The organism is Actinoplanes sp. URMC 104, from assembly GCF_051386375.1.
GTDB lineage: Bacteria > Actinomycetota > Actinomycetes > Mycobacteriales > Micromonosporaceae > Actinoplanes.
The window spans coordinates 1,560,852-1,581,517 of the sequence record NZ_JBPQTO010000002.1; the positions used below are offsets into that span (position 1 = coordinate 1,560,852).

At 71.2% G+C, this 20,666-nt stretch carries 19 protein-coding genes and 2 tRNA genes; 9 read left to right on the forward strand and 12 right to left on the reverse strand.

Annotation, left to right across the window (positions count from 1 at the left end; genetic code table 11):
* Nucleotides 1–31 precede the first annotated feature (31 nt).
* Nucleotides 32–592, reverse strand: a complete 561-nt coding sequence (locus tag ACSNN8_RS08225) for a TetR/AcrR family transcriptional regulator (protein ID WP_436648038.1) — start codon at nucleotides 590–592, stop codon at nucleotides 32–34.
* Between the two features lie 117 nt (nucleotides 593–709).
* Here ACSNN8_RS08225 and ACSNN8_RS08230 point away from each other — a divergent pair, with 117 nt between their 5' ends.
* Together ACSNN8_RS08230 and ACSNN8_RS08235 are read left to right on the forward strand one after the other, a co-directional pair.
* The gene (locus ACSNN8_RS08230; RefSeq protein WP_436648039.1) at nucleotides 710–1,411 is read left to right on the forward strand and encodes an SDR family oxidoreductase; all 702 of its coding nucleotides are present in this window, start codon (nucleotides 710–712) and stop codon (nucleotides 1,409–1,411) included.
* 64 nt (nucleotides 1,412–1,475) lie between these two features.
* A tRNA-Met gene (locus ACSNN8_RS08235) sits at nucleotides 1,476–1,549 on the forward strand.
* A 300-nt stretch (nucleotides 1,550–1,849) separates the two neighbouring features.
* On the opposite strand, the gene ACSNN8_RS08240 is transcribed toward ACSNN8_RS08235, so the two are convergent.
* The 3 genes from ACSNN8_RS08240 to ACSNN8_RS08250 form a co-directional block, all read right to left on the reverse strand.
* Nucleotides 1,850–1,923 (reverse strand) — tRNA-Met (locus tag ACSNN8_RS08240).
* 91 nt (nucleotides 1,924–2,014) lie between these two features.
* Nucleotides 2,015–4,966: a UPF0182 family membrane protein gene (locus ACSNN8_RS08245; protein ID WP_436648040.1), complete on the reverse strand. Its 2,952-nt coding sequence runs from the start codon at nucleotides 4,964–4,966 to the stop codon at nucleotides 2,015–2,017.
* A 79-nt stretch (nucleotides 4,967–5,045) separates the two neighbouring features.
* On the reverse strand, nucleotides 5,046–6,074 hold the full coding sequence (locus ACSNN8_RS08250) for a YlbL family protein (protein ID WP_436648041.1): 1,029 nt from the start codon (nucleotides 6,072–6,074) through the stop codon (nucleotides 5,046–5,048).
* Nucleotides 6,075–6,164: 90 nt separating this feature from the next.
* On the opposite strand from ACSNN8_RS08250, the gene ACSNN8_RS08255 reads away from it, so the two are divergent.
* Nucleotides 6,165–7,403 carry a zinc-dependent metalloprotease gene (locus ACSNN8_RS08255; protein ID WP_436648042.1) on the forward strand — a complete coding sequence of 413 codons (1,239 nt, stop codon included), beginning with the start codon at nucleotides 6,165–6,167 and terminating at the stop codon, nucleotides 7,401–7,403.
* Nucleotides 7,400–7,996 (forward strand): hypothetical protein, encoded by a 597-nt coding sequence (locus ACSNN8_RS08260; RefSeq protein WP_436648043.1) that lies wholly within the window; start codon nucleotides 7,400–7,402, stop codon nucleotides 7,994–7,996. The genes ACSNN8_RS08255 and ACSNN8_RS08260 overlap by 4 nt, the downstream gene beginning before the upstream one ends.
* A gap of 6 nt (nucleotides 7,997–8,002) precedes the next feature.
* Here ACSNN8_RS08260 and ACSNN8_RS08265 read toward each other — a convergent pair whose 3' ends face one another.
* Nucleotides 8,003–8,536, reverse strand: a complete 534-nt coding sequence (locus ACSNN8_RS08265) for a M48 metallopeptidase family protein (protein WP_436648044.1) — start codon at nucleotides 8,534–8,536, stop codon at nucleotides 8,003–8,005.
* 452 nt (nucleotides 8,537–8,988) lie between these two features.
* Here ACSNN8_RS08265 and ACSNN8_RS08270 point away from each other — a divergent pair, with 452 nt between their 5' ends.
* The 4 genes from ACSNN8_RS08270 (at nucleotide 8,989) to ACSNN8_RS08285 (ending at nucleotide 13,964) form a co-directional block, all read left to right on the forward strand.
* Nucleotides 8,989–9,150, forward strand: coding sequence for a DUF5679 domain-containing protein (locus ACSNN8_RS08270; protein WP_015625326.1), 162 nt, complete (start codon nucleotides 8,989–8,991; stop codon nucleotides 9,148–9,150).
* 270 nt (nucleotides 9,151–9,420) lie between these two features.
* The gene (locus ACSNN8_RS08275; protein ID WP_436648045.1) at nucleotides 9,421–10,461 is read left to right on the forward strand and encodes a ThiF family adenylyltransferase; all 1,041 of its coding nucleotides are present in this window, start codon (nucleotides 9,421–9,423) and stop codon (nucleotides 10,459–10,461) included.
* A gap of 848 nt (nucleotides 10,462–11,309) precedes the next feature.
* Nucleotides 11,310–12,656, forward strand: a complete 1,347-nt coding sequence (locus ACSNN8_RS08280; protein ID WP_436648046.1) for an ABC1 kinase family protein — start codon at nucleotides 11,310–11,312, stop codon at nucleotides 12,654–12,656.
* Nucleotides 12,657–12,692: 36 nt separating this feature from the next.
* The gene (locus ACSNN8_RS08285; RefSeq protein ID WP_436648047.1) at nucleotides 12,693–13,964 is read left to right on the forward strand and encodes a M18 family aminopeptidase; all 1,272 of its coding nucleotides are present in this window, start codon (nucleotides 12,693–12,695) and stop codon (nucleotides 13,962–13,964) included.
* A 15-nt stretch (nucleotides 13,965–13,979) separates the two neighbouring features.
* On the opposite strand, the gene ACSNN8_RS08290 is transcribed toward ACSNN8_RS08285, so the two are convergent.
* The 4 genes from ACSNN8_RS08290 to ACSNN8_RS08305 form a co-directional block, all read right to left on the reverse strand.
* Nucleotides 13,980–15,188, reverse strand: coding sequence for an FAD-binding oxidoreductase (locus tag ACSNN8_RS08290; RefSeq protein ID WP_436648048.1), 1,209 nt, complete (start codon nucleotides 15,186–15,188; stop codon nucleotides 13,980–13,982).
* 287 nt (nucleotides 15,189–15,475) lie between these two features.
* Entirely contained in the window at nucleotides 15,476–15,838 is a 363-nt protein-coding gene (locus ACSNN8_RS08295; RefSeq protein ID WP_436648049.1) for a WhiB family transcriptional regulator, read from the reverse strand.
* A 142-nt stretch (nucleotides 15,839–15,980) separates the two neighbouring features.
* The gene (locus tag ACSNN8_RS08300; protein ID WP_436648050.1) at nucleotides 15,981–16,265 is read right to left on the reverse strand and encodes a hypothetical protein; all 285 of its coding nucleotides are present in this window, start codon (nucleotides 16,263–16,265) and stop codon (nucleotides 15,981–15,983) included.
* Between the two features lie 111 nt (nucleotides 16,266–16,376).
* Nucleotides 16,377–18,509 carry an ATP-dependent DNA helicase UvrD2 gene (locus ACSNN8_RS08305; RefSeq protein WP_436648051.1) on the reverse strand — a complete coding sequence of 711 codons (2,133 nt, stop codon included), beginning with the start codon at nucleotides 18,507–18,509 and terminating at the stop codon, nucleotides 16,377–16,379.
* Between the two features lie 82 nt (nucleotides 18,510–18,591).
* On the opposite strand from ACSNN8_RS08305, the gene ACSNN8_RS08310 reads away from it, so the two are divergent.
* Nucleotides 18,592–18,837 (forward strand): mycoredoxin, encoded by a 246-nt coding sequence (locus ACSNN8_RS08310; protein WP_436648052.1) that lies wholly within the window; start codon nucleotides 18,592–18,594, stop codon nucleotides 18,835–18,837.
* Here ACSNN8_RS08310 and ACSNN8_RS08315 read toward each other — a convergent pair.
* The 3 genes from ACSNN8_RS08315 to ACSNN8_RS08325 are packed head-to-tail and all read right to left on the reverse strand — an operon-like array spanning nucleotide 18,794 to nucleotide 20,616.
* Complete coding sequence (locus ACSNN8_RS08315) at nucleotides 18,794–19,264, reverse strand: hypothetical protein (protein WP_436648053.1); 471 nt, start codon at nucleotides 19,262–19,264, stop codon at nucleotides 18,794–18,796. The genes ACSNN8_RS08310 and ACSNN8_RS08315 overlap by 44 nt on opposite strands.
* Complete coding sequence (locus tag ACSNN8_RS08320; protein WP_436648054.1) at nucleotides 19,261–19,695, reverse strand: hypothetical protein; 435 nt, start codon at nucleotides 19,693–19,695, stop codon at nucleotides 19,261–19,263. Before ACSNN8_RS08320 ends, ACSNN8_RS08315 begins: the two co-directional genes overlap by 4 nt.
* A 27-nt stretch (nucleotides 19,696–19,722) precedes the next feature.
* Nucleotides 19,723–20,616: a phytanoyl-CoA dioxygenase family protein gene (locus ACSNN8_RS08325; RefSeq protein WP_436648055.1), complete on the reverse strand. Its 894-nt coding sequence runs from the start codon at nucleotides 20,614–20,616 to the stop codon at nucleotides 19,723–19,725.
* Nucleotides 20,617–20,666: the final 50 nt, after the last annotated feature.

Here is a 20,666-nt window from a genome sequence, read left to right on the forward strand (position 1 = left end):
ATCGAAAGGCCCGGCTTCGGCCGGGCCTTTCTCAGTTCCCGGTCACGCCGGCCGCGTCGAGCAGGACCTCCGCCATCCGTACGCCGTGACCGTCCAGCCCTCCGCCGTGCATCACGGCCCAGGAGCTCGCGCCGTCGAAGGTCATCGTCAGCTGTCGCGCCAGCCGCTCCGGCTCGGCCGCCCCGCCGGCCTCCGCCTCACGCCGGAAGAAGCTCGCGAGCTTGTCCTTGTAGCGCCGGGCCACCTCGCGCGCGGGATGTTCCGCCGCCTTGATCTCCACCGAGGCCGCCAGGAACGGGCACCCGTGGAAGTCCGGTTGCTCCGACACCTCGTCCAGCACCCGGAACACGTGCAGGATCCGCTCCCGCGGCGTGCCCTGCGCCTCGTCGGGCGGCAACAGGCTCGCGTTGAACCCCGGCCCGATCCGCTCGAGGCTGGCCGCGACCACCTCGTCCTTGCTGCTGAAGAGCTGGTACATCGACCGCTTCGACACCCCGGCCGCCTTGGTCAGCGCCTCCACACCGACGCCGACGCCCTCCCGGTAGAAGAGGTCCGCCGCCGCGTCGAGCAGTCGTTCCCGTGTATCACTCACGGCCCCACTCTATCGCGCCGCGAAACCGATCGGTTTCCTCTGTCACATCGCCTTGCCCATGAAAAACCGATCGTTTTACCTTCGGAGAAACCGATCAGTTTCCTGCGGAGGCTCCCCATGACAGCGATCAAGAACGCGACCGTCCTCGTGACCGGCGGCAGCCGCGGCATCGGCAAGGCCCTGGTCGACGAGCTCTTCCGACGGGGAGCCGCCAAGGTCTACGCCACCGCCCGCGACCCCCGGACGGTCGCGCACCCCGACGCCGTCCCGCTGCGCTTGGAGGTCACCGACGAGTCCTCCATCGCCGCCGCAGCCGCCGAGGCTTCCGACGTGACCGTCCTCATCAACAACGCCGGCGCCGCCGCTGGGGCCGCCTACCTGGACTCCCCGCTGGCCGACATCCGCCGCGACCTGGACACCAACTTCTACGGCCCGCTGCTGGTCACCCGAGCCTTCGTCCCCGTGATCGAGCGCAACGGCGGCGGCCACATCCTCAACGTCCATTCCGCTTTGTCGTGGCTGGCCGACGGCGGCCCGTACAGCGCCTCCAAGGCCGCCCTGTGGTCCCAGACCAACTCGCTGCGCCTGCTGCTGCGCCCCCGCAACATCCAGGTGACCGGCCTGCACGTCGCCTACGTGGACACCGACATGACCGAGGCCGTCCAGGCCCCCAAGTCCCTCCCCGCGGACGTCGCCACGGCCGCCCTCGACGGCATCGAGTCCAACACCCCCGAGGTCCTCGTCGACGACGTGACCCGCCGCGTCAAGGCCGCCCTCTCCGGCGACTTGACGCTCCTCTACCCCCAACTGACCGCCTAGCCCCCCGACGCCAGCGACCCCTGTGCGGCGCCCCCCACCCGGCGCGGTAGACTCTAATTACCGACGCGGGGTGGAGCAGCTCGGTAGCTCGCTGGGCTCATAACCCAGAGGTCGCAGGTTCAAATCCTGTCCCCGCTACAAACGAAGGCCCTGTTCAGCGCAATGCTGATCAGGGCCTTTTCTTATTTCCAGGCAGAGCGCCGGGCAGGGCACCGCGAGTCGCGCTCACCCGAGGTTCGATTGCCGCGCAGTCGCGCCCACACCCGAGGGTTTTGTTTGCGACGAAGTCGCCACCCCGACCGCGACGAAGTCGCAGGACCCACCGCAACCGGCCCACCCCATCCCCACCGCACCGTGGGGTCTGGGGGCTCGGCCCCCAGGCAGAAATGCGAAGAGGCCCCGGTCCGCGCTTTCCGCGGACAAGGGCCCCTCGACTCGTAGCGGGGACAGGATTTGAACCTGCGACCTCTGGGTTATGAGCCCAGCGAGCTACCGAGCTGCTCCACCCCGCGTCGGCCTGTTAACACTAGCGCAACCGGGGCGTTGGCTGCAAAACGGGTCCCGGTGACCCGCAGCACGCTGGGGGTCACCGGGACGCGTCGGTCAGCCGCTGGGTGTGGGTGACGGGTTGGCGGGCGTGGCCGGTGCCGAGGGCGCCGCGGAACCGCTGGGAGCCGGCGTGGCGCCGGCGGCGCGCTGGGCGTTCTCCCAGTTGGTCATGGCGGTGTCCAGGGCGGCCAGGGCCTCGCCGTACTTGGCGAAGTCGCCGGACTGCTGGGCGGCCCGGACGTCGGCGATGGCCTTGTCGAGGGCGGCCGCCGCGTTCGCCAGCTGACCGCTGAGGGTCGGCGGCGGCGCGTTGTTCTGGCTGTTGTTGTTCTGGTTCTGGTTCTGGTTGCCGCTCTGGGCCTGTTTGCCCTGCGTCACCAGCTGTTCCAGGCCCTGCTTCAGGTTGTCGGCCAGCACGACGTACGTGCCGCCGTCGCCGTACGACATGAGGACCTTCTGCAGCAGCGGAGCCGCGTTCTCCTGGTTGCCCGTCTTGACGTAGACGGGCTCGACGTAGAGCACGCCGCCCTCGACCGGCAGCGACAGCAGGTTGCCGTAGAGCACCGTGCTCTGCCCGCTGTTCGACAGCAGGTTCAGCTGTTGCCGCGCCGCCGCGTTGTTGGTCATCTTTTGATGGACCTGCACCGGGCCGGGGGTGACCGTCTGGTCGGGCAGCTCGAGGACCTCGAGCACCGGTTTGTCGTCGACGTAGGAGCCCGAGATCAGCGCGGCCAGGTTCTCCCGGTTGGCCGGGGTGACGCCGGCGGTGAGCTGGAAGCGGGTCTCGTCCTGCTCGGGCAGCTGCACGTTCAGGTAGAACGGCGGCTGCTTCTGGTTGCTCGACGGGGCGTCCGGCGCGTTCGGCACCTGCCAGAAGTCCTGGCCGGAGAAGAACGCCTGCGGGTCGGTGACGTGGAACCGGGTGAGCAGGTTGCGCTGGACCTTGAACAGGTCCTGCGGGTAGCGGAAGTGCGCGACGAGCGCCGGGGGCGTCTCGGCCTTGGGGATGATCAGGTCACCGCCGAAGGCCTTGTTCCACGCCTTGAGCACCGGGTCGTTCTCGTCGAACTCGTAGAGCTTGACCGTGCCGTCGTACGCGTCGACCGTCGCCTTCACCGAGTTGCGCATGTAGTTGACGTCGTCGCGGGCCAGCGCGAACTGGCCCTGGCCGGTGAGCTCGTCCTGGGTCTCGCTGGCGAGGTTGATCTTCTGGGCGTACGGGTAGGTCGCCGCGGTGGTGTACGCGTCGAGGATCCACGTGACCCGGCCGTTGACCACCGTCGGGTACGGGTCGCCGTCGATCGTCAGGAACGGCGCCACCTTGGCCACCCGCTCGCGCGGCTCGCGGATGTACATGAGCTTGGAGTCGGAGTTGACCGCGTCGGAGAGCAGGAAGTTGCTCTCGGTGTTCTTGATCGCGAAGACCAGCCGGCGGAAGAACGAGCCGATCTCGACGCCGCCCGAGCCCGTGTAGGTGTAGAGCTCCTCGGCGTTGTTGTTCTCCTCCTGCGGCCGGTCGAACTCGACCTTGCGGTTCGGGTCCTCCTGGCCGACGATCGCGTACTCAGTCGACTGCTCGCCGAAGTAGATCCGCGGCTGCTCGACCTTGATCTCGTCGGTCTTGGACGAGCAGCCGAGCGAGCCCTCGTCGCCGAGGAAGCCGGAGACGAAGAACGGCAGGCCACCGCAGACCTGGTTGGCCGAGGCCGCCACCAGGCCGTAGCCGTGGGTGTAGACGGTGTGCCGGTTGAGCCAGTTGCGCTGCTGAGGCGTCAGCTTGTCGTCGTTGATCTCACGGGCGCCGACCACGTAGTCGGCGGTCTTGTTGTCGATCGTGTAGCGGTCGACGTCGAGCTTGCGGCCGAAGTCGTAGAAGCCGCGCGACTGCTGCGACTGGGTGAACGCCTGCGACACCAGCTGGGGATCGATCAGGCGCGCATTCTGGGCGCTGGTGTTCTGGGTGAGCGCGGCGGGCGGGACCACGTTGGTCGCGCGGTAGGGCGCGATCTGGGTGTTCTCCAGACCGAACGCCGAGCGGGTGGCCTCGATGGAGCGCTTGATGTAAGGCGCTTCCTTCTCGCTCAGGCTGGGCTTGACCGAGAAGTTCTGCACCGCCAGCGGGTAGATGCCGCCGATCGCCACGGCCGAGATCGCGAGCAGGGCCAGCGAGACGCCGGGCCAGACGAGGTTGCGCATGACCGCGTTGGAGAACACGATGATCGCGATCGCCACGACGATCGAGATGTACGCCAGGATCTCCTTGGCGGGCAGCAACGCGTTGACGTCGGTGTAGCCCGCGCCGTAGAGGCCCGGCGACACGTGCTGCTCGAGCAGCAGCGCCCGGCGGTCCAGCACGTACGCCACCGCTTTGAGCAGCACGAAGACGGCGACCAGCGTTGTCAGGTGGGCGCGCGCGGCGGCGGTCATCCGGTCGCCGACGCCCTGCAGGCGCACGCCGCCGAAGATGTAGTGGACGGCGAGCGCGCCGAGCACGGAGAGCACCACCGCGGTGAACGCCACGCCCAGCACGTAACGCAGCAGCGGGTAGTCGAAGATGTAGAACCCGACGTCCACGTTGTGCTCGGGATCCTTGATCCCGAAGGTTCCGCCGTTGCGGAACAGCATCCAGTCCTTCCACCGGCCCTGCGCGGAGAGGCCGGCGAAGAAGCCGATGATCACGGTGAGGACGGTGATCCAGGTGCCGAGCCGCGGCGCGATGATCATGCGGTAGCGCTCGAGCGTCGCCTGCTCGGCCGAGTGCGGCCGCAGCAGCGGGCGCAGCCGGTAGGCCAGATAGAGGTTGGCGGCGATGATCAGCGCGACCAGGACGCCGATGACGAGGAAGAGAAGGAGGCGGGTGAGCAGGACACCGGAGAAGACGTTGACGAAGTCGACCTCGTTGAACCACAGGTAATCGGTGTACGCGTCGATGCCCCACCCGAGCAGCGTGAAAAGAAGGAAGACCCCGACCAGGACGCCGACGGTGACGCGACCGCGCCGGCTCATCCTCGGTAGGGGGCTGTTACGCATAACCAACGGAGGCTCCACATTTCAGTCGGGCCGGTGTCTCACAGTACGTCATCTGTCACGCAGCCGAGCACGGCTTGGGAGTGCCGCCACCGGTGAAGGTCTTCAACGCGGTGAGCGCGTCGTCCACCGTGGCCACCTCGGCCATCGGGAGCCCGTCGACCGAGTTCCGCAGGGCCTCGGCGCAGTTGCCCTTGGGCACGAGGAAGAGTTGGGCGCCGGCCTTCTTGGCGCCGACGAGTTTCTGCGGGATGCCGCCGATCGGCCCCACGGCGCCGTTGTCGTCGATCGTCCCGGTGCCAGCGATGATCTTGCCGCCGGTCAGGTCCTCGGGCTTGAGCTTGTCGATGATCCCGAGGGTGAACATGAGGCCCGCGCTGGGACCGCCGATCTTGTCGAGGTCGATCGAGACCTTGAAGGGCGGGTTCTGCTTCGGGTCGATCTCGATGCCCAGCCGCGGCGTGTTGTCGTCGGCCGCGGACTTCGTCGTGATCTTGGCGGTGGCGGCCTTGCCGGCGCGCGTGTAGGCGATGGTGAGCGCGGTGCCGGCCGGCTTGGCGCGGACGAGCTCGGTGAGCTTGGCCGGACTGTCGACCTTGGTGCCGTCGACGGCCGTGATCACGTCGCCGGCCTGCAGCACACCGGTGGCGGCGCCGCCCGCGGTCACCTTCTTGACCACGGTCTGCACCGGATAGCCCAGCTTGGTCAGGGCGACCGTGGTGGCGCTGTCCTGCGAGGCGGTCCACTCCTCGGCGTTCTGCTGCTCGACCTGCTTCTCGGTGCGGTCGGGCGGATAGATCAGTTCGCGCGGCACGACGGCGTCGGACGAGCTGAACCAGCTGCTGATCGCCCAGACCAGCTCCACCTGCGACTGCACGTTGACCGTGGTCAGCCGCAGCTGCCCGGCCGAGGTCGTGGTCTTCGCATCCGTCACCTGGATCACCTCGGTGCCGTTGTCCGAACCGAGCGTGTTCACCGTCGGACCGGGCTTGAGCACGACATAGGGCAGCGGTGCGGCCATGACACCGACTGCCAGCAGGGCGGTGATCAGGGCGCCGAGGATTACGGTGACACCACGACGTCTCATGCGCGAGAGACTATCGCCCCTCCCTGAGTTCTCTCTGAGCTGACACCGCCATCGGTCCGGAGCGGGCGTTTCGCGCGTACGGTTGACCACGTGCCTGATATCCCGTTCGGCTTCTCCCTGCCGGGCGCCCAGCCGCCCGACCCCTCCGACCCGCAGCAGATGCAGCAGTTCATGGCGCAGCTGCAGCAGATGTTCGCCGGCCCCGGCAGCGGGCCCGTGAACTGGGACCTCGCCCGCCAGGTCGCCGCGAGCCAGCTGTCCGCCGCCGGCGACCCGTCGGTGAACATGTACGAGCGCCACCAGGTCGAGGAGGCGCTGCGCCTCGCCGACCTCTGGCTCGATCCCGCCTCGGCTCTGCCCAGCGGCATCCGGCTGGCGTCCGCGTGGAACCGCAACGAGTGGATCTACAACACGCTCGACGTGTGGAAGAAGCTGTGCGACCCGATCGCTGGCCGCATGGTGGGCGCCATGGGCGACCTCGTGCCCGACGAGGCCAAGGCCCAGCTCGGCCCGATGCAGTCGATGGTGGCGACCCTGGGCGGGGCGCTGTTCGGCGGGCAGCTCGGCCAGGCGCTGGGCCAGCTCGCGGCCGAGGTGCTCTCGGCGGGCGACATCGGCCTGCCGCTCGGCCCCAGCGGCACCGCCGCGCTCGTGCCGGCCAACATCAAGGCGTACGGCGACGGTCTGGAGATCCCCGAGGACCAGGTACGCCTCTACGTGGCGCTGCGCGAGGCGGCCCACCAGCGGCTGTTCGGCCACGTGCCGTGGCTGCGGGCGCACGTGCTGAGCGCCGTGGAGACGTACGCCAACGGCATCACCGTCAACCGTGAGGCCATCGAGGAGGCGATGAGCCGCGTCGACCCGTCCGACCCGGAGTCGATGCAGGCCATGGCCCTCGAGGGCATCTTCACGCCCGAGGACACGCCCCAGCAGAAGGCGAGCCTGTCCCGCCTCGAGACGGCGCTCGCGCTGATCGAGGGCTGGGTCGGTCACGTCGTCGACAACGCGGCCGGCGACCGCCTGCCCTCCGTGGTGCAGCTGGGCGAGGCGTTCCGGCGCCGGCGTGCGGCGGGCGGCCCGGCCGAGCAGACGTTCGCGGCGCTCGTGGGCCTCGAGCTGCGTCCCCGTCGCCTGCGGGAGGCGGGCGCGCTGTGGGCCGCGGTCACCGAGCACCGCGGCATCCAGGGCCGCGACGCGCTGTGGGGGCACCCCGACCTGCTGCCCACCGACGAGGACTTCGCGAACCCGCAGGTCTTCGCGCAGAGCAGCCTCGACTGGGACATCAGCGAGCTCGACGACCTCGACAAGAACGACGACGAGAAGGAGTGACCCGCCGGCTGGTCGCGGCACTGCTCGTGCCGGTGACGTGGAGTCCGCCGGGCGTCGACCTGGGCGCCTGGCGGGCCGCGCTCGCCGAGGACGTGGTCGACCTGCTGGCCCGGCTCGCGCAGGCCGAGGCGGCCATCGCGGCCACGGCTGACGATCTGGAGCTCGCCAAGGAGATCGCCTGGCCCGGCATGCGGATCTACGAGGTGCCGACGGCGACGTTCCTGCCCGTGCTGGCGGCGGCCTCGACCGACGGGTTCGAGCAGGCCGCGGTGATCGCGGCCGACGCACCCGACCTACCCGGGATGATCCTCGGGAAGCTGCTGCGGCCGCTGGAGAGCAAGGCGGTCGCCGTGGCCCCCGGTGGGCCGGGCAACGGGCTGCTGGGCCTGGCCACCAGCCTTCCGGCGCCGTCGTGGCTGGCCGACCACGACTTCGACACGGCGAGCGCGCAGGTCGTCCGCCGGGGCGCTCCGAAGCCGGGCGACGTGTCCTCCACGCCGGAGTGGCGCAGGCTGCGCGGGCCGGCCGAGCTGGCGAGCCTCGACCCGGCGCTGGAGGGCTGGGAGAACACGCGGGCGCTGCTCGGGGGCTGACGCCGGTCAGTCGTCGGCAAGCACCAGGCCGGTCGCCGCCGAGATGCCCTCGAGGTAGCCGCGGGCCCGCTCCGCCTTGGGGTATCGGTTGACCAGCTCCCAGAAGTGCGCGTTGTGGCTGGGCACGACCAGGTGCGACAGCTCGTGGAGCAGCACGTAGTCGATCACCCAGTCGGGCATCTCCTGGATGCGGTGCGAGATGCGGATCGTGCCGTCGTCGGGCGTGCAGGAGCCCCAGCGGCCGTTCTGGTTCGTCACCCAGCGCACGCTCGCCGGCTGGACGTGCCGGGCGTGGTCGGCCAGGTAACGGTGGGTGAGGCGGCGGGCCCGGCTCAGCAGCTCGTCGTCGGTGCGACGGATGCGCTCCTCACGGGCGGCCAGGCGGGCCAGCATCCGCTCGACCCACTCGGTCTCCTCGGCGCGGGAGAACCGGTCGGGGATGAGCACGACCACGCGCTCACCATCACGGTACGCGGACACTGTGCGACGGCGGCGCTGGCTGCGCCGCACTTCCACGACAGGCTTGCGCGTCCGGGTCATCACCGGCTCGCGTGGCCCAGATTTGGGTTCACGAAGGAACGCTAATCCGTGAGACCCGTGTCACCGCAAGAGTACGCACGATGACACGCGCCGGATATGTGCGCTTCGTCCGCGAAATACCGAAAAATTTTTCGGGCCGCTCTCCGCCTCACCATACGGGGCCGTCGCCGCCGTTGCTCAGCGTCCCGTTCCTGCCCGTTTGGTGCTCCCCACGGCGTGTTGCGCCACAACATCCCAAAAAGGGCGATTCGGGCGGGCACACTCACGTCGTCGGCGACACCCGCCGACGCCGCGCTGACATGGAACTGGCCTGACCTGGGTAGTGGTCGCCTTGCCAAGGGTGGCCACGTCCGCGTGGTCTCGGAGCGGTCCAGCGCCGAAAACAGGTCGCGGCCTGCCCATCGCGAGCAGGCACGGGCCGACCCCGGCCGACAACATGACGAGGAGGAACCGTGGCCGACAACACGTACAACGGCTACTGCGTGAAGTGCAAGGAGAAGCGCGACTTCCAGGGCACCGTCGAGGTCTCGAAGACGGGCATGAACATGGCCAAGGGCAAGTGCCCGGTCTGCGGTACGACGGTGAACCGCATCCTGGGCAAGGCCAAGGCCTGACCCGGACGGCCCCGCCGGCTTCGCCCCACTAGGCCAAGCACAAGCCTGCGGCAAGGCCGTTCACCCACCCGGGGAGGGCACGTCGCCCTCCCCGGTGCATTACCTCCGGGCCGCGTGTCCGGCCCCGGAGCGGCACGTTGAGTAAGTTGTGGACGACGCTCCGTCCCTGTGGATAACTCGGCTGATCCTGTGGACAGCCCGTGTCGCGGACCGTCCGCGCCTGTGGACAACCAATCCGCTCCGCATCGCTATGGTGACATCCTGTGATGCGTGAACCGCCCCACGCTCATCCCCGGACTCCCCCGCCTCTGGCGTGACACCCACGAGTTGCAGCTGGGCACCGATCCGGCCCGTGCCGTCGTGATCCGCCTGCCCGACCCGCGCGCCGCCTGCCTGCTCGACCTGCTCGACGGCAGCCGCCCCGAGCGGGTGGTGCTGCTCGACGCCGCCGAGCGCGGCGTATCGCCCGACGACGCGCGGGCCCTGCTCGACACCCTCAGCACCGCAGGCCTGGCCGTGCCCGCCGCCGCTCTGCTGCCCTCCGACGCGCCGTCGGCCACACGCGCGCGGCTCAGCGGCGAGGCGGCCGTGCTGGCATTGCGCGCCGACGGGTCGCCGACCCCCGCCGTCCGATTACGCCGGCGCCGGGCCGCGCGGGTGGTGGTCAGCGGGCACGGGCGACTGGGCGCGCCGATCGCGGTGGCGCTCGCCGAGGCAGGAGTCGGGCACGTGCAGCCCGAGATGCCGGGGCGCGTCCATCCGGGCGAGCTGGCCGCGGGCCCGCTGCGCGCCTCCGACATCGGCATCGCGCGCGACGAGGCGGTCGCGGCCGCGCTCACGCGCCGAGCGCCGGGCGTCCAGACCGGGGGCGTACGCGGCCGGCCGGCCACGCTGGTGATCCAGCTCGACCCGGACCGGCCGGTGCCGCTGCTCGCCGCCGTCTACGCGCAGCGCCGCCAGCCTCACCTGGCCGTGACCGTCCGCGAGGGCGCCGCCGTGATTGGCCCGCTGGTGCCACCCTCCGGCGGCCCGTGCCTGGCGTGCCTCGACCTGCACCGCCGCGACCGGGACGCCTCGTGGCCCGGCCACCCCGTGCGGACGACGCCCGAGCCCTGCACGGTCGCCACGCTGCTGGCCGCCACCGCCTACGCCGTCGAACAGTCCCTGACCTTCATCGACGGCGGCGCCCCCGAGACCCTCGGCGTCTCCACCGAGATCACCTCCCCTTCCCGCCTACGCCGCCGCACCTGGACTCCCCACCCCGAGTGCACCTGCGGCCCTTCCCGCCCCCGCCGCCGTCCCCCACCCTGACCACCCTCCGCCGACCTCGCCGTCCCCCGCCGACCATCTCCCAACCGCCGCCACCTCGCCTCGACCACCGCCCGCCGACCTCGCCGCCCTCCGCGGCGCTCATCCCCCGACCGCCGCCTCGCCCTGACGACCGCCCGCGACCTCGCCGCCCTCCGCCAGCGCCCATCCCCCAATCGCCATCGACGCACCGGCCTCCGAGCACGAACCATGAGCTCGCACCGCCGTTGCCGACCACCCGACCGCCCTACGCCACCCACCCGTCACGCCCCTGACCACCGCGCCGCCCGGCCGCGGACGCCGTCCGACCAAACACGAAGTCCGGCAGCTCACGCCACCGGGCTGAGCCCACGTCGCAATATCGCCCCACGCCGTCCCACCACCCCACGCCGCCCAACACCCAAGCCGGCCCAACGGCCACACGCCCTCAGACGCTGCTCGACGGCCAGGTAGGAGCACTGCGCTCGTCCAGCCTCGAGTCACCGCGCGCCACCCCATGGCAGCCCCGGCTCACCGCCCTGCGCCGCTCGGCTCGGCGGCACTGCGCCGCGCGGCTGGCGGCCCTGCGCCGCGTGGCTCCCGGCCCTGCGCCGCATGGCTCCCCGGCCCTGCGCCGCGTGGCTCCCCGGCCCTGCGCCGCGTGCTCCCCGGTCCTTCGCTGCGCGGCTCCCCCACCTTGATGGGGCGGCTCTCCACCTTGATCGGGCGGCTCCCCGCCTTGGTCGGGCGGCTCACCGGGCTTGATCGGGTGGAGGACTCGAGGAGATTTCGTGTCGGACTTTTGGGGTGTAGTAGTGCCAAGTGGGTCCAGCCGGGCAGTTGTACCGCTCGACTTCGGTCACAATGATCTGGTGAGCGATATACCGCGGCGTGCGGCGGCCCGCACCGCCAAGCTGGCCGCGCTTCCGCTGGGGTTCGCGGGACGCACCGCGCTGGGCCTCGGCAAGCGAGCCGTCGGGATCGCCTCCGATGTGATCTCGGAGGACATTCAGCGGCGCACGGCCGAGCAGCTCTTCAGCGTGCTGGGCCAGCTCAAGGGCGGCGCCATGAAGTTCGGGCAGGCGCTGTCGGTCTTCGAGGCCGCGCTGCCCGAGGAGATGGCCGGGCCCTACCGCCAGGCGCTGACCAAGCTGCAGGAGGCCGCGCCGCCCATGCCGGTGGCGAGCCTGCACAAGGCGCTCGCCGAGCAGCTCGGCCCGGACTGGCGCGACCGGTTCGCCGAGTTCGACGACAGCCCGGCCGCAGCGGCCAGCATCGGGCAGGTGCACCGCGCGGTGTGGAAGCTTCCGCCGGCGCGCAAGAACGCCAAGCCCAAGACCGTGCCCGTCGCGGTGAAGGTGCAATATCCGGGCGCCGGGGAGGCCCTGCTCGCCGACCTCAAGCAGCTCTCCCGCCTGGCCGGCATGTTCAAGATCATCCAGCCGGGCATGGACATCAAGCCGCTGCTCGCCGAGCTCCGGGACCGCATCACCGAGGAGCTCGACTACGCGATGGAGGCGGAGACCCAGCGGGCCTTCGCCGAGGCGTACGCGAACGACCCGGAGATCTACGTGCCCAGGGTGATCGCATCGGCGCCGCGGGTGCTGGTCACCGAGTGGGTCGAGGGCACACCGCTGGCCAAGGTGATCACCGACGGCACGGTCGAGGAGCGCGACGAGGCCGGCCGGCTGATGGCGGTCCTGCACTTCTCGGCGCCCGCGCGTTCGGGCCTGTTGCACGCCGACCCCCACCCGGGCAACTTCCGGATGCTGCCCGACGGCCGCCTCGGCGTGATCGACTTCGGCGCGGTCGCCCGGCTGCCCGAGGGGCACCCCGAACCGATCGGCCGGCTGGTGCGCCTCGCGCTGGAGGGTGACGCGCAGGCGGTCGTCGACGGGCTGCGCGACGAGGGGTTCATCAAGCCCGACGACGAGATCGACGCGCAGGCCGTGCTCGACTTCCTGCGCCCGATGATCGAGCCGGTCGCGGTCGACAGCTTCCGCTTCACGCGCGCGTGGCTGCGCGGCGAGGCCACCCGGCTCAGCGCCCCGCGGTCCCCGGCGTACCAGCTCAGCCGCAAGCTCAACCTGCCACCGTCGTACCTGCTGATCCACCGTGTCACGCTGGGCTCGATCGGGGTCCTCAGCCAGCTCGAGGCCGAGGCGCCGTACCGCTCGATCCTGGAGAAGTGGCTGCCGGGCTTCGCGCCGGTGGTGTGATCGCCGGGCGGTCCGGCGACATGATCTGATGGGCGGATGGACGCCTCTGCCCACATCGATGACCTGGCCGCGTTCGTCTCCGCGTCGCCGAGCTCCTACCACGCGGCCGCCGAGGTGGCCCGGCGGCTGGGCGACGCCGGTTACGTGACGCTGGACGAGACGGCGGACTGGACCGAGGCCGTACGCCCGGGGGCTCGTCTGCTGGTCGTGCGCGACGGCTCGGTCATCGCGCTGGCGCTGCCGTCCACGGCGGGTCGCGGCACCCCGTACCGCGTTCTCGGCGCGCACACCGACTCCCCCGGCTTCAAGCTGAAGCCCAAGCCGTCCACGGTGACCTTCGGCTGGCTGCAGGCGGCGGTCGAGGTGTACGGCGGCCCGATCGTCACGTCCTGGTTCGACCGCGAGCTGGAGTTCGCCGGCCGGATCGTGCACCGCGACGGCACGGCCCACCTGGTGCGGACCGGACCGTTCGCCCGCATCCCGCACCTGGCGATCCACCTCGACCGCGCGGTGAACGACTCGTTCGCGCCCGACAAGCAGCGCGAGGTGCAGCCGATCTGGGGCGTGGGCGGCCCCGAGACCGCCGATGTCGTGGGTCACCTCGCGGGGCTGGCCGGGGTGTCGAGCGCCGACGTGGCCGGCTACGACATCATCACCGTGGACAGCGCCGCCCCGGCGCGCTTCGGCGTCGACCTGTTCGCGTCGCCGCGCCTGGACAACCTCTCCTCGGTGCACGCCGGCGTGGTCGCCCTGCTCGCGGCCGAGCCCACCGACGCGATCGCGGTGCTGGCCGCCTTCGACCACGAGGAGATCGGCTCGGAGACCCGCTCGGGCGCGGCCGGCCCGTTCCTCGCCGACGTGCTCGAGCGGGTCACGGCTGGGCTCGGCGGCGACCGTTCCGACCTGGCGCGCGCGATCGCCGGCTCGTGGTGCCTGTCGTCCGACGCCGGCCACGCCGTGCACCCCAACCGGCCCGAGCGCCACGACCCGGTCAACCGCCCGGTCGCCGGCGGCGGCCCCCTGCTGAAGATCAACGCGAACCAGCGCTACACGACCGACGCGGTCGGCGCTGCCCTGTGGAGCCGCTCGTGCGCGGCCGCCGGGGTGCCGTACCAGGAGTTCGTCTCGAACAACTCCGTGCCGTGCGGCTCGACGATCGGCCCGATCACCGCGGCGCGCATCGGCATCCCGACGCTCGACGTGGGCGTGCCGCTGCTGTCGATGCACTCGGCGCGCGAGCTCTGCCACGTCGACGACCCGGGCCATCTCAGCGCCGCCGCGCGGGTCTTCCTGTCCGCACAGGCCTGAGCCGGCTCGGGCGTCTCAAGCAGGCGGCGGCGTGAACACCGCGGAGGGATCGTAGGCAGATCTCAGCCGGTGGAGCCGGGCGGTGTTCGCGAGGAAGTAGGCCCGGTCGGGCAGCCCGGGTTCCGGGAAGTTCGGATAGGCGCCGCCGGTGCCGAACGGGCGCGTCAGCGCGTACGACTCGTCCAGCCAGCGGCTCGGCTTCCGGCCCGGCGCCAGCACCGCCGTCTGCTTGAGCAGGAACAGCGCATCGCGGTGTGGAAACGCGGTGGCGTCGGGCGGCACCCGGTTGTAGGCGCCACCCCACGGTGTGAAGTCGAGTTCCCGCTCCTCACCGGGCCGGCGGTCGGCGACCAGGCGGGCGATCACCTCGGCCGCCGGCACCGGCGCACGGAAGTACTCCGAGTGCAGGTACGCGAATCGGCCGTCCGGGACGTCGTCCCCGGCCAGCCACCGCTTGGTCGCGCGGTGGGTGCCGGCCTGCCGGTCGTCCGACACGGGTGCCACCCTGAGCTGCCGGATCAGGTCGTCCACCGCGGCGGTGCTGAGCGCGGCACCGAACACGGTCACGACGGGTGCCAGCTCCGGGTCGGGCGGAGCCGTGACCACCAGGCTCGGCGCTGTCGCGTCGTCCAGGGCCGGCAACGCGTCCTGCCAGGCATCGACGATCTCGGTGGCCGCGGCCGCCGGGAAGGTGAGCCGGAACGCGGTCGAGTCGGGGGCCGGCACGGTCTCGAAGGTCAGCGACAACACCACGCCCGGAGCGCCGCCGCCCCGCAGCATCCACAGCAGGTCGTCGTCGGCCTCGACCACTCGCCCGTCGGCGAGCACGAGCCGGGCGGCCACGAGGCTGTCGCAGGTGAGGCCGTGCCGGCGTCCGAGGATGCCGAGCCCGCCGCCCAGGGTCAGACCGGCGATGCCGACGGTCGGCCCGCACCCGGCCGGAACGGTCCGACCCCTCGCCGCGAGGGCGTCGTACACCTCGGCCAGGCGGGTGCCGGCGCCGATCACTGCCCGGTTTCCCTCGAGCTCGACACCGGCCATCGGGCTCGTGTCGATGACCACGCCGGTGCTGCTGGAGCGACCCGCGAAGCAATGCCCGCCGCCGCGCACGGCCACTGCATGCCCGCCGTCGCGGGCCCTGCCGAGGGCGGCGATGACGTCGGCGGCGGTGGCGCAGGGCAGGACTGCGGTGGGCCGGATGGCGGCGAAGCGCGGGAGTACCACCGATGTGACGGTAGCCGGGAAGGGCGAGAGGCCCGTCCGCGCGGAGCGGACGGGCCTCGTGGACTGCAAGAAGTGATCAGTAAAGCCGGCCCGAGAGTTCGCGGGAGGCGGTGTGACGGGCCTCCATGGCTACCAGGCGGGCGGGACGGTGTGCCTCAGGTGTGTAGTCACTCTGAGGCCGACGCATTCGTGCACGTGACAGCGCCACTTGGAGGAGTCTCATCCTGGTTTCTCCGTTCGAGAACATCGCGATCGTCTGCTTTCCGTTGCGGGGGAGGGTGGTCATGTCAGGCCGCCAGGCGGACGGCGTTGCGGGAGTCGAGTCCGTTCGCGGCGAGCCGCTCCTCGACCTCGTGGGCCAGCTCGGCATCGCGCGCCACGTCGGCCTTGCGAGGACGGCCACGCGGCCGCTTGCGCGGAACCACGGCGCCGCGCTCGAAGATCTCGCCGCCCCAGACACCCCAGGGCTCATTGCGCTCGACCGCGCCGGCCAGGCACTCGACGCGCAGCGGGCAGTCCCCGCAGAGCGACTTGGCCAGTTCCAGCTGGGCCGGGGAGTCGGAGAACCACAGGTCCGGGTCGAACTTCCGACAGGGCAGGTTTGCCTCGATCTCGACGCTCACGTCGAGTGGGGCCAGCGCCAGACTCATAAAGCCCGGTCACCTCTCTCTTCGATCGATCTTCTGGATCGCCATGCAGGTCGTGCATCCGGCCGGTGAGCCGGCAAAAAATTAAGGCCGCGGATCCCGGTTAGGGGTTCCGCGGCCTCGAGGTGAGCCGGAGGTCTGTTGATCAGACCGGCCTTCCTCGAGGCGGGACACCGCTGCCACCATCCGTGTAGCGCTTGCTGACGGAGACATTGCTGCCCTTGAACCCAGTGGTGCCTTCGATGCCGCGGAGCTGCCGTGCCATGCCCAGCTCGGCCTGGACGGAGGCCTGGTGCACCCGCGAAACCGGAGCCCGCTCGGCAGCCAGTACCGGCACCGGAACGGCGGCGGCGGCGGGCAGCGTGGCGGACGGAGTGCAGGCACGGGTCAGCGGCATCGGCGAAACCGTCGTCATCGTGAAGATCTCCATCGTTGCCACCTCCTCCATGCGTGTTGCACTCGTCGTGATTCTCACCGAACATCGCTGCTCGGCGAGGTGTGTCCTGAGGCTATGCCTGCCTCGCGAGCGAGGGCAAACGAATTATCCAAAGTTTTTTTGGACGACCTCATCGGGCGAAGCTCCGCCCACGATAGCGAAGATCGCCTCGCCGTACTGCCCCAGTTTCCGGGGCCCGATGCCGGCGATCGCGAGCAGCTCCGCGGGCGACGCCGGGCGGCGCTCGGCCATGGCCACCAGAGTGGCGTCGGTGAACACCACGTACGCAGGAACTTTGAGCCCGGCAGCGGTGGCCGCGCGCCACTTCTGCAGGCGCTCGTACAGCTCCTCGTCGAGATCCGACGGGCAGGTCGGGCAGCGGCCCAGTTTCCGGTCCGCGCCGGCCAGCAGCGTGGCGCCGCAGATGCGGCAGGAGGACACCTGCGGGCGCCTTCGGTCGGGTTTCCGACTTCGATCACCCGCGCGCTCGGTCGACGAGGTGCGTTCGAGCTGCGGCAGGAACCGGCACGGCCGCCGCGCCCGGCCGCCGGTCGACCGTGACTGGCCGTACGAGAGCCAGAGCCACTGCCGCGCCCGGGTCACGCCGACGTAGAGCAGCCGGCGCTCCTCCTCGAGCTGGTCGGGCGTCTTGGCGTACGTCGTCGGCAGCGTGCCGTCGGCCAGACCGACCAGGAACACCGCGTCCCACTCCAGGCCCTTGGCGGAGTGCAGCGAGGCCAGCGTGACCCCGGCGACGGTCGGCGCGTGCTGCTGCTCGGCGCGGCGGGCCAGCTCGTCGTTGAAGGCGGTCAGCGTGAGGTCGCGCTGCACGGCGCCCGCCTGCCCGATGGGCTCCACCGACGGCGTCCGCGCGTAGTCCTCGGCGAGGGCGACCAGCGCGGCCAGCGCCTCCCACTGCTCGCGGGCCGCGCCGCCGGGCGGGGGCTGGTCGCGCTGCCAGCCGGTCGCCGCGAGCGCCTCCACCACTGCCTGCACGAGCGGGGTCTCGCCGGGCGTGGATCGCACGGCGGCGCGCAGCGCGATCATGGCTTGGCGGACCTCGGGGCGCTCGAAGAAGCGCTCGGCCCCGCGGACGACGTACGGCACCTCGGCCTCGGCCAGCGCCTTCTCGTACGTCTCGGACTGCGCGTTGGTGCGGAACAGCACCGCGATCTCGCTGGCCGGGGTGCCTGCGGCGATCAGGTCGCGGCACCGGCGCGCCACCGCCACCGCCTCGCCCGCCTCGTCCGGGAAGATTTTGAGTTCGGGCTCGGCGCCGGGCGGTCGCTGGCCGACCAGCTCGAGCCGCAGCCGCGCCTCGTTGCCGCGGGCCTGCCGGATCACCGCGTTGGCCAGGCCGACCACCTGCGGGGTGGAGCGGTAGTCACGCACCAGCCGGACCACCACGGCCTCGCGGCGCTGCCGGGGGAAGTCGATCAGGTAGGACGACGTGGCGCCGGTGAACGAGTAGATCGTCTGGCTGGCGTCGCCGACCACGGTCAGGTCGTCGCGGCCGCCCAGCCACGCCTCGAGCAGACGCTGCTGCAGCGGGTTGACGTCCTGGTACTCGTCGACCACGAAGTGGCGGTACTGCGAGCGGATCTGCTCGGCGACGTCCGGGTGCTCCTCGATGCCCCAGACCGCGGCGCGCAGCATGTCCTCGAAGTCGATCACGCCCTGGCGGCGCTTGAGCGACTCGTACGCGGCGAAGACCTCGGCGACCTTGGCGGGCTCGAACGGCGGCTCGCGCAGCGCCTTCTTGGCGGCGACCGCGTACTCGCTCGGCTCGACCAGCGACGACTTGGCCCACTCGATCTCGCTCGCCAGGTCGCGCGCGCCCGTGCGGTCGGCCCGTACGCCCGCGCGCGCCGCTGCCAGGCCGACCATCCGCGCCTTGCTCTCGAGCAGCTCCGGCATGGCCCGGCCCTCGAGCAGCCGGGGCGCGAAGTAGCGCACCTGGCGCAGCGCCGCCGCGTGGAACGTGCGCGCCTGCACCCCGGCGGCGCCCAGCTCGGTGAGCCGCGAGCGCATCTCGGCCGCGGCGCGCGCGGTGAAGGTGACCGCGAGGATGTGCCGCGGGCTCACCTCGCCGGTCAGCGTTCGATACGCGATCCGGTGGGTAATCGCTCGTGTCTTGCCGGTGCCGGCGCCGGCCAGGATGCAGACCGGGCCGGCGGGGGCGGTCACCGCCGTCCGCTGTTCCGGGTCGAGCCCGGCCAGCACCGCATCAGTCCGCACGGTAGGGAATCATGGCACCCGGGTCGGACGTTGTGCCGGAAGGCGTTGTGCCATGTGACCCGATCGAAGGAGTTCGCGACCGATGTTGACCATGTACTCGACGTCCTGGTGCGGCTACTGCCACCGTCTCAAGTCGCAGCTCGACCGCGAGGGCATCGCCTACGAGGTGGTGGACATCGAGCAGCAGCCGGCCGCGGCCGACTTCGTGATGAGCGTCAACGGCGGCAACCAGACCGTGCCGACGCTGAAGTTCGACGACGGCTCGGCGCTGACGAACCCGTCGATCATTCAGGTGAAGGAGCGTCTCGCGGCTCTGGCCGCGGGCTGAGCTCCCCGTCGACGGCGAGCTCCTCGGCCTGGGCGATCAGGCTCTCGAGCTCGCCGTCGGTCAGTGCCAGCTCGTCCACGAGGCGGGCGAACAGCAGCAGGTGGACGCCGGTGCGAACCGGGCCGGTGATCTCGTCGACGGGCACCTTCTCGCCGAGCGCCTCGCGGACGAGCATCTCGGCGTCCAGCGGCCGGGCCACGGCGGGGTGCTCGCGCAGGGTGCCCACGACGGTGCGCCGGATCTCCGCGAGCGGGCTGTCCGGCTCGAAGCGATGACGGGCCGCGAGTCCGAAAGCGATCTCCCACACGCGGCGCGCGGCGTCGTCCGGCGAGTCGTGCTGCGCGGGCGCGCCGCGGGACGCGACCAGCTGCAGGTGACGCCCGGCCTCGGTGCGCACGCCGTGCGCGGGCGAGAAGATCGGGCTCACGACCGCACCCGCCGCTCGGCCTGGCGGATCAGCGCGAGCAGCTCGCCGGCGGGCACCCCCGGCGGACGTACGAGATCGCCCACCACGAGGCAGATGATCTCGAAGCGGCGCAGGTCGGAGATCCCGTACGCCAGCTCCGGCTCGCCGAGCACCGAGCGGATCACCGCCTCGGTCTCCCGCGCCACCTCGCCCGAGGCCGGCAGGGACTGGTACTCGAGCAGGTCGCGAACGTAGCCGGTGACGTCGCGCGGGTCCCGGCCCACGAAGCTGCGGCGCACCGCCACGGTGAACAGCTCGCGCAGCAGCCGCAGGGCGCGCGGCGACCCGTTCAGACGCGACAGCGACCGCGCCGGGCTCTCCTCCCTCAGCGCTTCGAGGAGGAGACGGCCCGCCGCGGTCGCCGTTTTGTCTATTGTCCCGCTTTGCCCCACATCCGGATGCTATCCGGAGCGACGCTCTTACGGGATGAGAGCCGGGATGCTCGAGTCGAGCAGGCCCCGCTGCTTGAGCGCGCCGTACAGCGGCGTCGTCTCGGGGTAGTGCCCCCAGGCGTGGTCGCCGGTGCCGTCGCCGGCCGGGCAGTGGCCGAGCAGCTGCTTCTGCACGTCGTTGAAGCCCGCCCACTCGGGGCGGTTCGGCAGGTCCGCCACCTCGTCACGGCCGGCGACCCAGCGGTACGTGTAGCCGAAGAACGCGCCGACGCGGGTGATCTCCGAGTAGTTGTCGGAACGCGCGTGCCACAGGCGGCGGTCGAAGACGACCAGGTCGCCCGGGTTCGCCGTGATCTGCAGCGCGCCCTCGGGCTGCGGCCACGGGACACCACGGCTCGGCGGGCCGGGCAGCCAGTTGGTCTTGTGGCTGCCGGGCAGCACGGTGAAGTTGCCGCGCCCGGTCTCGCTCACGTCGGAGAGCCAGTACGCCAGCTTGACCGACATCATCGGCCGCGGGTCGGTCTCGATCTCACGGTTCTGGCGGCCACCGTCCTGGTGCCAGTGCCACCATTCCTTCTGCTTCTCGTGGATCTGCGGGTGCACGTCGATGTGCGAGTGGTAGACGTGCACGTTCCAGCCGAGCAGCGACCAGATGTACCGGAACGCCACCGGGTGGTCGAGCAGGAACGCGAGCTCGGGCAGCGAGGTCACCGCGGAGAGCTGGTGCAGCGCGCCGGTCGCGCCGAGCCCGTGGCCGCCGGGCTGACCCGCGCGCTCGTAGGCGCCGAGGATCGCGGTGCGGGCGACCTCGATCTCGGTCTCGGACAGCACGCCACGCACCACCAGGAACCCGTCCCGGTCGAACTGGGCGCGCTCGTCCGCGGTCATCGGGGCCCAAGCGGGCGCTTCCACCTGCGTCATCGGTCTTCCACCTCTCGGTCTTTGTACACACCGAAGACGCGGCTGAGGCG